9 protein-coding genes are annotated in these 13,939 nt (G+C 45.5%); 3 read left to right on the top strand and 6 right to left on the bottom strand.

All coding sequences use genetic code 11. From position 1 onward, the window contains the following. Positions 1 to 218: 218 nt before the first annotated feature. From BW716_RS26830 to BW716_RS26810, 5 genes are all read right to left on the bottom strand, one after another. Positions 219 to 1,649, bottom strand: coding sequence for a SusD/RagB family nutrient-binding outer membrane lipoprotein (locus tag BW716_RS26830; RefSeq protein WP_083728791.1), 1,431 nt, complete (start codon positions 1,647 to 1,649; stop codon positions 219 to 221). 23 nt (positions 1,650 to 1,672) lie between these two features. After that, entirely contained in the window at positions 1,673 to 4,876 is a 3,204-nt protein-coding gene (locus BW716_RS26825; RefSeq protein ID WP_083728793.1) for a SusC/RagA family TonB-linked outer membrane protein, read from the bottom strand. A 228-nt stretch (positions 4,877 to 5,104) separates the two neighbouring features. After that, positions 5,105 to 5,851, bottom strand: coding sequence for a hypothetical protein (locus tag BW716_RS26820; RefSeq protein ID WP_143709059.1), 747 nt, complete (start codon positions 5,849 to 5,851; stop codon positions 5,105 to 5,107). Positions 5,852 to 5,856: 5 nt separating this feature from the next. After that, positions 5,857 to 6,651, bottom strand: coding sequence for an N-acetylmuramoyl-L-alanine amidase (locus BW716_RS26815; RefSeq protein WP_083728787.1), 795 nt, complete (start codon positions 6,649 to 6,651; stop codon positions 5,857 to 5,859). Positions 6,652 to 6,890: 239 nt separating this feature from the next. Then, positions 6,891 to 9,179: a GH92 family glycosyl hydrolase gene (locus BW716_RS26810; RefSeq protein ID WP_083728785.1), complete on the bottom strand. Its 2,289-nt coding sequence runs from the start codon at positions 9,177 to 9,179 to the stop codon at positions 6,891 to 6,893. A gap of 253 nt (positions 9,180 to 9,432) precedes the next feature. On the opposite strand from BW716_RS26810, the gene BW716_RS26805 reads away from it, so the two are divergent. Continuing rightward, entirely contained in the window at positions 9,433 to 10,995 is a 1,563-nt protein-coding gene (locus BW716_RS26805) for a S41 family peptidase (RefSeq protein WP_083728783.1), read from the top strand. A gap of 121 nt (positions 10,996 to 11,116) precedes the next feature. Here the strand turns inward: BW716_RS26805 and BW716_RS26800 are convergent, their stop codons facing one another. Beyond that, entirely contained in the window at positions 11,117 to 12,013 is an 897-nt protein-coding gene (locus tag BW716_RS26800; RefSeq protein WP_083728781.1) for an aldo/keto reductase, read from the bottom strand. Positions 12,014 to 12,110: 97 nt separating this feature from the next. On the opposite strand from BW716_RS26800, the gene BW716_RS26795 reads away from it, so the two are divergent. Further along, positions 12,111 to 12,767: a GIY-YIG nuclease family protein gene (locus tag BW716_RS26795; RefSeq protein WP_083728779.1), complete on the top strand. Its 657-nt coding sequence runs from the start codon at positions 12,111 to 12,113 to the stop codon at positions 12,765 to 12,767. 118 nt (positions 12,768 to 12,885) lie between these two features. Then, complete coding sequence (locus tag BW716_RS26790; protein ID WP_083728777.1) at positions 12,886 to 13,680, top strand: DUF6515 family protein; 795 nt, start codon at positions 12,886 to 12,888, stop codon at positions 13,678 to 13,680. Positions 13,681 to 13,939 lie beyond the last annotated feature (259 nt).

The following is a 13,939-nucleotide window of genomic DNA, read 5'->3' as shown; positions in this document are numbered from 1 at the left end:
ACTCGAAAAAGAACTAAGCTGAAGTTGCTGTTGATGAGGTAACATGCTATGATATATTGCTGATACCTCTAAGATAATTGAAAGGGAGCAGTAAACTTGCGTTTGCTGCTCCCTTTAATATTTAAGCATCTTGGGACTTTTTCAGTGCCCTCGTCTGCGACTGCCCCCTTTTTGTTTAAAATCAATAGCCTGCTAACAAAGACAGCAGGCTATTGATTTTATCTTACGTCGAACCAAAGACGCGTAATCAACTGATCCGCTCCCTGATGTGTAACTGCTGCTTTATAATTTACTCCATTCAGCGCCTGCTCTGCCGAAGGATAGGTAAGCCTCAAAGGAATCTTTCCACTCAGTACACCTGAGTAAGCAGGTGTCAGTACCGGGTAATCCAGTCTTCTCCACTCTGCAAATCCTTCCAGCCCTTCGCCAAACAGCGCCAGCCATTTCTGCTCACCAATTGATTTTCTGTAATCAGCGGCATCATATGCTACTGAAGTCTGCGCCAGGTAAGTCGCTACCGCTGCATCACCAATACTATACTGTTGCAGTGCCGCTGTGACCGCCTGCTTGTACAGATCTGCCGCATCGCCGCTCAGCAAACCTCTCTGTGCTGCTTCTGCCTTGATGAACAATAACTCAGCATAGTTGAAGATCACTGCTGGTGCTGTCGTAGCAGTGAACACCGCACCTACATCTGAAGTTTTGTTGAAACCCAGTTTGGATGCTGAATCCGTAGGCAAACCATTGGTAATACCTACTACTGCATTTGTATCTTTAGGGATTGCACCATATACACTCAGACGAGGGTCATTGAACGTATGGAGTAAATCAACCACGCTCTTGCTGATGCGGTAGTCACTACGCGTTTCCCTGTTCTTTGCTACCGGGTTCTGATTTGGAGAAGCCAGGTATGTTAGTTGTGCATTCTCACTATTTGCAGCAATCAATCCACTGTTGTCCGCACCGATTTCATCGAACACGGCTTTTGCTGCATCAAACTCCTGATCGGCTATTCTCAGTGCAATACGCAGACGCAATGAGTTTGCAAACTTCTTCCACTTATTCATATCACCATTATACAGCACATCGCCGCCGATGGCATCACCATTCGTATTGATCACGCTTACCGCTGCTTTCAGTTCGGCCAGTAATCCGATGTAAATATCACGCTGGTTATCGTACTTAGGGGTCAGGTATTTTTCAATATTTGCAGCCTGTGAATAAGGTACATCGCCATACAGGTCAGTCAGCACCTGGAAAATCCAGGACCGCATGATGACACCTACTGCACGATAATTCGGATTGTGCAGGGTATCGCCCAGCTGAATCAGCGTAGTGAAATCCTGTACACCCTGTGCATAAAAGTTATTCCAGATAGTCTGGATGCTGGTAGAAGCAGGAATGTATTTGTCCGGATCCGTGTATTGGATCTTTGCCCAGTACTGTACATACAGCAAACTTGTTTCCATAGCAGCATCTGTACCCCAGTAAGTATCTACATTCGCTTTGATACCATTGGTGAGCAGATAATCCGGCTGTGCAGATTCTGATTCATTCGGATTCTTGTTAATTTTTTCCAGCTGTTTGGAGCAGGATGTGAGCACCAGTGCAATACCAGATACCCATAGTATATATTTGAATAGTTTCATAATCTGATTTTTTGATGGTTGAATTAGAAGGATACTTTCAGGTTCACACCAATGCTACGTGTAGTAGGAATCTGCAGTGTTTCCAGTCCCTGTCCGTTACCAGTATTGAAGGCCGTTTCCGGATCAATGTTTGGTACCTTTTTGTCGATGTAGAAAAGGTTACGTGCAGTTACAGTCAGGTTCACACCCTGTAACCCCCACTTGTGCGCTATTTCCAGCGGCAGTGCGTATCCTACTCTTACCTCTCTCAGTTTGATAAAGCTGGCGCTGTACACACTGCTTTCGTTCAGTGAGCTGCTGTATACAGCTTTATAATAACGCTGTGCAGGCAGGATCGCTTCATTCTTTTTACCATCGGCAGTTACACCGTCGAAGATGATACCATCATGATATACAGTCTCGCCATTGGGTGCTGCAGATGTATGATTCTCCAGGCGAACCGCTGTACCCTGCTGGTTATTGTTAGTATAGTAATAAGGTAAACCACCATGTTCCTCATCTCTGCCCGGCATACTTGCTGCCAGTACACCTGTGTAGATACCGGTGTAGTTAGTACCTGACCAGATCTGGCCACCCTGGCGGGTATCGATCAGGAAGCCGACAGTGAAACCTTTGAAAGAGAAGTTATTGTTGATACTACCTGTCCACTTTGGCGTATAGTAACCCAGTACTTTTTTATTATCCGCTACCACTGGTGCACCACTTGCGCTTACGATAATTTCACCTTTGTCATTACGCTTATAAGCTTTACCATACAGGGCGCCATAGCGCTTTCCTTTGGATGCCAGTACCTGCATATTGCCTGAGCTACCCAGTACATAGTCATTCAGGAAACCTTCTTTGTCCAGCTCTATTACCTTGGAGATATTCTTTGCGTAGTTGATATTTACATCCCAACGAAAACCGGAGGCAGTCGTGATAGGTGTAGCACCCAGCATTACTTCCACACCATGGTTATTGATCTTACCAGCGTTCAGGATCTTCTTCAGATCACCGGTAGTGGCGCTTACATCAGCCAACAGGATCTGGTTGTAACTGCTGGAAGCATAGTAAGTCACATCTGCACGGAGGCGATCTTTCAGGAAACCTGCTTCGATACCGAATTCAGTAGATTGTGTTAATTCTGGTTTCAGATCTTTCTTCAGGTATTTATCATTCACAGTCTGCAACGGTAAGCTACCGAATGGCTGGCTGAAAGGATAGGTATTGATCAGGCTATAAGGATCGGTATCCTTACCAACCATTGCCCAACCACCTCTTACTTTCAGGTTAGAGAGTACATCGCTCTGAATGTGCAATGCATCGCTCAGTACCACACTTGCATTCACAGATGGGTAGAAGTAAGAATTATTTGCCGCAGGCAATGTAGAAGACCAGTCGTTACGCGCAGTCAGGTTCAGGAATGCCCAGTCCCTGTAAGCTACCTGTGCAGAAGCAAAAGCACTGTACACTCTCAGTTGGTTAAAGACATTTGTAGATACCAGTGGATCGCGGGAGTTATTCAAGGTATACAGATCTCTCACTGCCAGCTTAGGGGCCTGCTGAAAGTTGTTTTCATATTGATTGTTGCGGACGTTGCCACCCACCAAACCATCAATGGAGAAGTTTTTGTTCAGTTTCTTCCTGGCATTCAGGGTAAACTCAGCGTTGGTTTCGGTCACCTGATAGGCGTCTTCAGTATAAGAACCATAAGGCGTACCATTTGTATAGTACGCTACTCTGTACTTACGTCTATCATTATAGGTATCCGTACCAATGCGGAAGTTAGCAGAGAGCCAGCTGGCGATCTCATAGCTCAGACGGGCGTTTCCGAAGAAACGGTTACGTGCCTGACCTACTGTGTTTTCATACTGTATCCAGTATGGGTTACTATAGTAGCTATGGTTCCAGTTGAAATCTGTACCATCTGCATTTTTATAATTTCTGAGGAGACGGGTATCTACCTGACGGCCAAACCAGGTGAACTGCAGCGTCACACTGTTTGCACGTTTACCATCTATACCGGGCAGGTTGTCTGCATCAGCTTTTACATAGTTAGCATAGGTGCTCAATGTCAGCTTTGGTGTAAGGCGGTAAGTAGTATTCAACGCAAAGGAATTGCGGGTGATACCCGTGTTTGGCATAATGCCGGTTTGCTTTGTATTATTATAAGAGAAACGGTAATCTGCTTTGTCGCTACCACCGCTTACTGATATACCATTGTTCAGGGTATAACCGGTCTGATAGAAATCCTTTACGTTGTCAGGATGTGCAACGAAAGGCACTGCTTCACCATTGGAGAAGAACTGCGGAATGAGGCGGCCATCCATTTTAGGCCCCCAGCTTTCATCCACACCGTCGTTCACTCCACCTCCTTTACCATCTACATAGCTGAACTGTCCGCTGGAACCCTGTCCATAGCTGTTCTGGTATTTAGGCAGTACAAGTATATTTTCGAAGGTAGCGCTGCTGTTTACAGTTACGCCATACCCTTTCATGCCTTTACCGGTTTTGGTTTTGATAACCAGTACACCTCCAGCGGCGCGGGAACCGTACAATGCTGCTGCGTTCGGACCTTTCAGTACGTTGAGCGATTCGATATCGTCTGCGTTCAGATCGGCAATGGCATTGGCAAAGTCGCGGGCGGTACCGATACCTACACCAAGCTGACTATTATCAACAGGGATACCATCTACGATAAACAAAGGTTGGTTGTTACCCGCGATAGAGGTTTCGCCCCTGATCACAATACGGGAAGAACCCATACTACCCTGGCTACTGGTAACCGTCACACCAGCGATCTTACCAGTCAGCGCATTGACAAGGTTCGACTCACGGGCCTCGGCTATATCTTTGGATTTGAGTTCCTGTACGGCATATCCCAGGGAACGCTTTTCACGGCTGATACCGAGGGCGGTGACCACTACTTCCTGCAATTTGCTTTCGTTGTTTTCCAGCGCGAAATTCAGGGTACGGCTGGTGCCGGCAACCTGCTCAACAGGGGTAAATCCGATAAAAGAGATGCGGAGAGTATCTTTTGGAGATACGGTAATGGAATACTTACCATCAGCATCGGTTTGTGTACCATGATTTGTGCCTTTTACAGAAATGATAGCTCCTGGAATAGGTGTGGCATCGGTACGGGATGTGACAACCCCGGTGATTCGTGTATTTTGCGCCTGCCCCCATTGATATGCGAGTAGGAGAGCCAGTATGATACCGGCGATTCTGCGTAGTTGGTTATGCATTTTTGTATCAGATTTCAGGTAATTAATGGACATGACAATGCCTGGCCGGTTAGGAACCAGCAGTTGACATGACTCACAATAGCGTTGACTTAATTAATAATGAGTAGGAAAAATTGCTACTACTTATACAGACATTTAATCGACGATTGTTAAATACAGGGCGAAATTAAGAAGGATTCTATTAACCTACAAGTTTTATAGACTAAGTTGTTAAGATTTTTATAAAATTCATTCGCTTTTCAGGAATCCGGCTGACTCTAAAAGCTTACGGATATTGGGATTGTTGCTATAATTAGCAATAGGGGTTTTCAATTCTTTAGTGATCAGGCTCAGTTTGCTATACTTATTCCCAAATGCATTGGCGAAGGCATTTCCATAGATCAGGTTCATAAAACCGTGGTAGGGTTCAAAATGTCCATATCCCCTGTCCTGCCAGAATTTATCCATCTTGTCAGTGAAGGTTTGCAAGGCGGTGCCGAATTCGGACCCGGTAATTTTAGATACGGGCACTTTGCGTTTCTCGGCATCAATAACTTCTTTTTTAAATAGGGTGATATAGAAGTTGGACCCGTTATCTTTTTTAATTCCGTCCAGGGCCTCGTTCAATCCTTTATATCCATCTTCTATGCCATCGGCGCAATACATGAATACAGAATCGCCGGATGGACTTTTCTGCAGGGTCGTTACGAAGTACAGCCCATCAAATGACTGAAAGATCAGGTAGGTCCGGTCATTTTTCTCTACTTTTTTGATGATTTTCAGGTGTTCGGCTTCCAGATCGTTTGATTTTCGGCCACTGATGCCACCTTGTTTGGTAGCCGGATCGGTACGATCCAGTACAATTTCATCTCCGTTGATGGTCACATGGACCGCAGGCGTGGTGCCTGTGCTCCATGTATACCAATCCCCTTTTTGGGCCATAGCGGCCGATATAAAGAAAAATAAACCCAGACAGCTACTGATTATCTTTTTCATATCAGTTATTCACTTTTTTGCATGAGGTTATAGAGTATTTTCTTCTCTCCTTCATCCAGTTTTATGCCGGTTAATGAATCGGCGGGTACAAAGTGTCTTTTAAACGCAATGATTGCGGCACTCGTATCTTTCACATCATAACCAAAAAGACGCAGTGCTTGTTTAGTATTAAAATCCGCTGGCAGGGTTACGCCGGTAGTATCGTACCAGAGCCCAAAGCCTTTTTCGGCCAGTTGCTGCCAGGGGAAGTACCGGTTGGGGTCATTTTTGCGGGTAGGAGCGATATCACCATGACCAATAAAGTTGGCTGCCGGGATATTGTACCTATGTTTTAAAGTATCCAGTAAAACCATCAGACTATTGATTTGCTGAGGCTGGAAAGGTACGAATCCATTGTTATCCAGTTCGATGCCGATAGAACAGGAGTTCATATCAGTCACATTTCCCCATTTTGACAAGCCGGCATGCCATGCCCGGAGGTAATCATTCAGCATTTGCACCACAGTACCATCTTTACAGATCACGTAATGTGCACTCACGTTCGTGCGGGTCAGGGTAAAAGTTCTGAAAGTACTATCGCAGGTACCCTGTGCCGTATGGTGAATGATCACGTAATTAGGTTTACGCATATTGAAATTGGTGGTACCAATCCATTGTCCCGTAGGTTCTGCACGTAAGGTGCGGGCATAAGTTTTGGCTTGCTTGCGGTATACCTTGTTGGTAGCACCGTATGGAGCATGTGCGCAGCTGAATAAAATAGCCGGTAGGGCTAAGCATAGTAATAGTCTGACCTGTTTCATAGCTAACAAACATACAATTTAATTACCACGTTCTCTTAGTGCGTCTTCGCTATGATACCGATACTAAAAGGGTACCAAAAGGGCACTTCATTATCCTTAGGATATTGAGGTGCCCTTTTGGTGTTCTTTTGGTGACGAAGTAGTGTCGAACAAGCGTCGAAGACGCGTCGAACAAGCACTATAAAAAAAAGCCCCCTCAGTTGAGGGGGGCTTCCTATCTGTAATGATATTATTTTATCTTATTTAACCTCCTGGGTCATGGAATAAGGCACATCTTTATCAGAGATACCTCTGCTCTTATTTGGTGTAGCATCCATATCGAAGTCGATAGTTGCCCCCTTCATCAAAGCATTGTAATCCAGCCAGTTGTTAGTCAGGTTGGCACCATTGAAGGTGGCAGATCTGATATAACGGTTTTCTTCGCTGTTTCTTGGTGCATTGATCACGATCTCTTTTCCATTTTCCAGCTTCACGGTTGCTTTTTTAAACAAAGGCGCACCTACTACATACTGTGGCGCACCAGGTGTAACCGGGTAGAAGCCCAGTGCACTGAATACATACCAGGCAGAAGTCTGGCCATTATCCTCATCACCGCAATAACCATCAGGAGTAGCTGAATACAGGCGGTTCATGACCTCCCTCAGCCAATACTGTGATTTCCATGGAGCACCTGCATAGTTGTACAGGTAGATCATGTGCTGGATAGGCTGGTTACCATGTGCATACTGACCGAAGTTCATGATCTGCATTTCGCGGATTTCATGAATGGTGAAGTGGTAGTAGCTATCGTCAAATACCGGAGGCATAGCGAATACGGAATCCAGCATCTGAACGAAGGTTTCTTTACCACCCATCAGGTTGATCAGGCCCTGTACGTCGTGGAATACAGACCAGCTATAATGCCAGCTGTTACCCTCCGTAAATGCATCTCCCCATTTGGTTGGATTGAAAGGAGTCTGGAATTTACCATCCTCATTTTTACCACGCATTAATTTGCTCTCTGCATCATATACGTTGCGGTAGTTACGCGCCTGTTTAGCAAAACGTTCGATTTCTGCCTTTGGACGGTTCAGGGCAACTGCCAGTTTCCAGATAGTCCAGTCATCGTAGCTATATTCCAGTGTACGGGCAGTGTTCTCATTGATCTTCACATCATAAGGCACATAACCCAGTTTATTGTAATATTTTACGCCTTTACGGCCTACTGATTCCAGCGGACCTTCGTTGTTAGAGTTTTTAATGATCGCTTCGTACGCGGTGTTGATGTCGAAACCTCTTACGCCTTTCAGGTAAGCATCTGCAATCAGGGAAGCAGAGTTGGAACCGATCATACAATCGCGGTGACCAGGGCTCGCCCATTCAGGCAACCAGCCACTTTCTTTGTAAGCGTTCACCATACCTTCCATGATGTGAGCGTTCATAGAAGGGTACATCAGGTTGAAGAAAGGGAACTGGGCACGGAAAGTATCCCAGAAACCATTATCGGTGAACATATAGCCTGGCAGTACCTGGCCATTATAAGGGCTGTAGTGTACCACTGCACCTTTGGCATCGTACTCATAAAATTTACGCGGGAACAGCATAGAACGGTACAGGCAGGAATAGAAGGTACGGGTCTGGTCAGATGTACCACCTTCTACCTTGATACGGCTCATCTCGGTGTTCCAGGCAGCTTTTGCCTTGTCTTTGATAGCGTCAAAAGTGCTGCTGCCGATCTCCTGGTTCAGGTTCAATACTGCCTGCTCAGGGCTGATGAAGGAAGATGCCACTTTTACGTTTACCTGCTCACCTTTCACGGTAGAGAAGCCGATTACGGCACCTACGTGATTTTCCTGTGCTTCCGCAACACCTTTGCTCAGTACATCGTTCTTGAAGGTAGCAACATAAGTGAAAGGCTTGTCGAAAGTGAGTACGAAGTAGTTTTTGAAATTAGCAGGTACGCCACCGCTGTTTTTAGTGGTATATCCGATAATTTTGCGCTCTGACTGCAATACTTTGATGTAAGAGCCTTTGTCCAGCGCATCGATCACTACGAAAGCACTGTCTTCCTTACCATAGGTAAAACGGATAGCGGCAGCTCTTTCAGTTGGAGTGATTTCCGTGGTCACGTTGTGATCGGCCAGGTATACACTATAATAGTATGGTTTGGTTACTTCCGCTTTGTGCGAGAACCAGCTGGCTCTGTCATCTTCTTTGAATTTTACGGATTTCGTTACCGGCATGATAGCAAACTGGCCGTAATCGTTGATCCATGGGCTTGGCTGGTGGGTTTGTTTAAAACCACGCAGTTTGTCCGAATGGTAGGTGTACGCCCATCCGTCGCCCATTTTGCCGGTCTGCGGCATCCAGAAGTTCATACCCCATGGGCAGGCAATGGCTGGATAGGTATTACCAGTTGACAAGGAACCCTTTGAATCGGTTCCCATAAGTGGATTGACCCATTCTACCGGGTCTGAGACGCTGTTCACAGTCTGGGCCTTTGCAAAACAGGATGCCAGCAAAAGGGCCGGAATGATGAGTTTTTTCATGTTGAGAGTGTCTGGAATTTTAGCATGATAAAGGACGTAAAAATAAGTTTTCGCGGGGCAAAATACCATTTATTTTATAAATGGAAGAATAGCTGTACTGGCGTTCGGAGATAGGCTAAATTGTTTTAGCTAAAAAGAACTTTCTCCGGGAGAATATTAACTTTTCCTTAAAAAGTAAACTTTAAACCAACCGTATAGTCCAATATGGTCGTATTGTATAAGAGTATCAATTCATTGAAAATCCATCTTTCTCATGAATAAAAGATTTACGCTGGCCGTACTGACTGTAGGTACGCTGTGTGCAGGTTTTTTCACTGCCTGTAAAAAAGAAAGCAAATCCGGGAGTACAACAACCACGACCTCCGGCACTGCTACCTCCGACGAGGATTCGCTGAAATACCTGATGTACAACACCATGCAGGTGAGCTATGTAAATGGTGGTCGTAGTACGACGACTGACCTGCCTACCTACTACTGGTATTCCAATGTACCTACCATGAATCCACTGAGTAGCACCTATTCCACCGCTGATGACCTGCTCACAGCCATGAAAGCTTATTCTGTAGGAACGGGATCAACCGCACTGGACAGGTATAGCTTTCTGGACAGAACAGGGTCATTGTCCACCTCCCTGCAGGATGGGGTATCTGGTTCCCTGACAAAAGTGTCTGCTACCTCCGGCGATTTCGGGATGGAAGTGAGTTATGTATATGCTGATGCAAATAAGTCTACCACTTACCTGTACGTGCTTTATGCAGATAAGAACTCCCCTGCCGGTCAGGCCGGATTGGAAAGAGGCGACAGGATCACAGCGATCAACGGCGATACGGATATTGCCTATGATGGATCTTCAGGTACCAATACGACAAAAGTAACCAATGCCCTGTTTAACTCCACTTCTGTGAGTCTGACGGTGACAAAAAACACATCAAAAGTAACCGCCAGTTATTCACTGACTGCTGCTACTTACAATATTAACCCGGTGCTGTTTGATACCACTTATACCATCAATGGGTCTAAAGTGGGGTATTTTGTGTTCTATACCTTTACCAGTACCTATACCAGTAAAGGGGTGGCTTCACCGACCAAAACAGTCCTGGATGCCCTGTTTACCAAATTTAAAGCAGCGGGTATCACGAACCTGATTGTAGACCTTCGCTATAATGGTGGTGGTTCTGTCACCACGGCAGAATACCTGGATAGCGCGATTGCACCGGCCAGCGCTGCGGGCAAGACCATGTATTATTACCTGTATAATGATAAGCTGACGGCTAACCTGGATCAGGTGGGGCTGGAAGCCAGTGTGAACTTCCCGGCTACTACCGGCGGACTGGCACTGGATAATGTATTCTTTATTACATCAGGGAATACGGCTTCTGCCAGTGAGATGACGCTGAATAACCTGAAGCCTTATATGAATGTGCAGCTGGTAGGTACTACGACTTATGGTAAACCTTGTGGATTTATCACATTTACCTTGTCTGACTATGATAGTACCGGTAAAGAACAGTACCTGGCGGATCTGTATGCGATTAACTTTGCGACTGAAAATGCCAGCCATACAGGTGGGTATTATTCAGGTATTACCCCGACTGATTCCGCGGCAGATTATATCGGTGCAAGATGGGGAAGTTTGACGGGGGATGAGAATCTGTATAATATTCAGACTTATCTGACAACGGGTAGTTATCCGGCGAGTACTGGTGGCAGGTTGGCTACGGGTAGTAGTGAAGGGTTGAGGGTGTCAGGGACGTCGTTGAATACGAAGAAGTTTAGTGGGATGGTGGATTATAGGATAGGGAAGAAATTGAAATAAAAAATTATAGTTCTTTCAAAAACAAAACCGCTTTTGCCTACGGCAAAAGCGGTTTTGTTTTTGAAAGGGCCTGCGCCCGGCTAAAAAGAAGAGCTGCTTTGCTTCGGCACGGCCATGCTTTTTAACGATGCTGGTCATAGCGGTTTGGTTGGATTGACTGCTCCAGTTCCGCTATTTCATTAGGTGTCAGGGCCGCTGACTTAAATACTCCTGCCGCTTCTTCCAGTTGATTCTGTGTTCTGATCCCTACTACGGCGGCGGCGATAGCCGGCTGATGCAGTACAAACCGTAATGCCGTTTGCGCCAGTGTACGATCCTGCTGTGAGATGTTTGCAATTGCCAGCGCTGCTTTTGCCACAGCGGCAGCGTCATAGTTCAGGTACGGCTCCGGGTGCTTGCCGGCGAGTAAGCCTTTGGCCACTCCTCCCCTCGCTAATACCCCGATATTGTTTGATTTTAATAACTCTAAACAGGTCTCTTCCGGTCTGCGGTCCAGTAGGCTGTATTGCATCATTACACTCACGATATTGGAGCGGTTGATATATTCCCTGATCACATTCGGACGAATAGAAGAAATACCATAATACCGGATCTTCCCTGCCTGCTGCAATTCTTCAAAAGCAGCAATGGTCTCATCAATAGGATCCTCCATCATGCCCCCATGCAACTGGTACAGATCAATGTAGTCAGTACCCAGGCGGCGCAGGCTCTCATCTACCGATCTGAGGATATAAGCTTTGGACGGATTCCAATCCCACCCGCTTTTATCTGCTCTCCACTCGTTCCCTACCTTGGTAGCTACAACCGCCTTATCCCGTTTCCCTTTCAGCGCCAATCCCAGTTGTACTTCATTATCCCCATGATTGTAGAGATCCGCCGTGTCAAAGAAGTTAATCCCCTTGTCCAGCGCGCGGTGCACCAGGAAAGTGTTTTCTAATGTGTTCTCTCCCAGCGACATGCATCCAAAAGCGATTTCGCTGATCTGAAGGTCTGATTTACCCAGGGTATTGTATTTCATTCTACTAATTTAACTGCCCCCGCAAAAAAATAGCACCATTATTAAAAAAAATTCTACATTTTGCATATATATCCTCGGATTGTCATTCTGTCATTATATGGAACAAGTCCTCATTGGCAAGTGTGTTTATATTATCAATACAGGAAAAAACCTCTACAAGATTGGGAAAACCCAGGATCTGCAGAAAAGGCTTTCTTCCTATCATACTCACCTGCCCGTAATGTTCCGTGTGATCCGCCAATACCCTGCTGCCAATATGGATGACCTGGAAGAATGCCTACATGTAATATTCCAGCACAAAAGGGTAAAAGGTGAATGGTTCGAACTCCAACCCTCCGACCTCGTTATTTGTGACAACGTAGCCCGCAATTACGCCCTCAGCCGTATACATAAGCAAGCCAGACAATATGGACATATCCGCTACAGCGATGATCCCCTATTGCAGGTAATGGAAGCAAACGAAAAATACCTGCAGGATTATAGCCGGGTGGCACAGGATATAGACCTGGGTCTGAGTACGGACGAAGTATTTGAGCTCCACGAAGGAACTGTACCCAAAGCAGTGATAGAAACCGTACGCCGGTTATTAAAATACCGTACGCCTAACTCAGCCTTCCTGAGCAAATGGTTGCCGGTAGTGAACGAACTAAGCAAGGGTAGCTCAGAAGTTGCCATTCTGAATAAATACAAGGGACAAATAGGCCGCAATACGATCCAGATTATAAAAAGGATCCTCCGCAACCAGTTGTTTTAATGCCATTTTAAGCGGGTTTTAAGCCACACAAATTTACCTTCACATAAAATGTTAAACACGTTTTTAACGTTAAACTTATCGTATCCAGATCGATCTAATATTTAAACTCTGAGGCAAAATGAAGAATAGAATATACGTGTTGCTGACCTTGATAGCCCTGGTAAGTGTCGCAACAGTTGATAGTGCATCTGCACAACGTAGTCGTGGACATTGGGGCGGTGGCGGTGGAGGCCGTATCGCATTCGGTGGTGGCGGTGGAAGGATCGCTGTGGGTGGTGGCGCCAGGATCGGTGTCGGTATTGGTGCGGCTATTGTAGGCCCACGCATTTATGCGGGTGGTTATTACCGCTCTCCTTATTACGCGCATTATCCACGTCCATATTATCGTCCATACCGTTATTACGGCATGCCAATAGGATTCGTGGTGAATGTATTGCCTTATGGCTTCCTTTCTTTCAACACGGCATGGGGGCCTTACTACTATTCTGATGGATACTTCTATCAATCATATGTAGCCGAAGGTACTCAGCGTGAACAATACCAGGTAGTAGATCCTCCATTGGGCGTAGTGATACCAGGTTTACCAAATGGAGTAAATACGGTGGTGATTGACGGGAATACCTACTACGAAAAGAACGGTACTTACTACCAGGAAATCCTACAGGATAAACAAGTAAAATATGTGGTAGTAGGTAAGAACGGACAGCTGGATACAGGCAAAGCACAGGACGAACAACCTGCGCCTGCACCTGAGCCGGAGATATTGCAACAACTGCCAAATGGTTGCAGGGGAGTTGAAATAAATGGTCAGCAATTATACGTGTCTCCAGATGGTATGTATTACCAGGAAGTCACTAACGCAGACAGTTCCAGAGGATATAAAGTCGTTGGGAAGCTGTCAGCAGACAACTAAGTATCTGTTTACAATTTGAGACAAGTGGCATGGGTTTCCGTGCCACTTGTCTTTTTTAGTTTTATTCCCTTTCATATTTACATTAGTATTATTTACAGATATTAATTTCCTGTTACGAACTACTAATTCATCGCTAACCCCTATATTTTTTTCAAGGAAATTTTAGTAGCTTTAACATAACATTAAAGGTTTTTCCTTTGAAACATCTCAAATAACCAGATATCTTTTAAATTCTATGAAACCCACAACCAGAACACAG

The sequence above is a fragment of the [Flexibacter] sp. ATCC 35208 genome (assembly GCF_001975825.1).
Taxonomy (GTDB): domain Bacteria; phylum Bacteroidota; class Bacteroidia; order Chitinophagales; family Chitinophagaceae; genus Chitinophaga.
This window is presented reverse-complemented; position numbering and strand designations above follow the sequence as displayed.

Excerpts from the sequence above, each read along its gene's own strand:
- BW716_RS26830 (WP_083728791.1), bottom strand. The coding sequence starts at position 1,649 with ATGAAACTATTCAAATATATACTATGGGTATCTGGTATTGCACTGGTG.
- BW716_RS26825 (WP_083728793.1), bottom strand. The coding sequence starts at position 4,876 with ATGCATAACCAACTACGCAGAATCGCCGGTATCATACTGGCTCTCCTA.
- BW716_RS26820 (WP_143709059.1), bottom strand. The coding sequence starts at position 5,851 with ATGAAAAAGATAATCAGTAGCTGTCTGGGTTTATTTTTCTTTATATCG.
- BW716_RS26815 (WP_083728787.1), bottom strand. The coding sequence starts at position 6,651 with ATGAAACAGGTCAGACTATTACTATGCTTAGCCCTACCGGCTATTTTA.
- BW716_RS26810 (WP_083728785.1), bottom strand. The coding sequence starts at position 9,179 with ATGAAAAAACTCATCATTCCGGCCCTTTTGCTGGCATCCTGTTTTGCA.
- BW716_RS26805 (WP_083728783.1), top strand. The coding sequence starts at position 9,433 with ATGAATAAAAGATTTACGCTGGCCGTACTGACTGTAGGTACGCTGTGT.
- BW716_RS26800 (WP_083728781.1), bottom strand. The coding sequence starts at position 12,013 with ATGAAATACAATACCCTGGGTAAATCAGACCTTCAGATCAGCGAAATC.
- BW716_RS26795 (WP_083728779.1), top strand. The coding sequence starts at position 12,111 with ATGGAACAAGTCCTCATTGGCAAGTGTGTTTATATTATCAATACAGGA.
- BW716_RS26790 (WP_083728777.1), top strand. The coding sequence starts at position 12,886 with ATGAAGAATAGAATATACGTGTTGCTGACCTTGATAGCCCTGGTAAGT.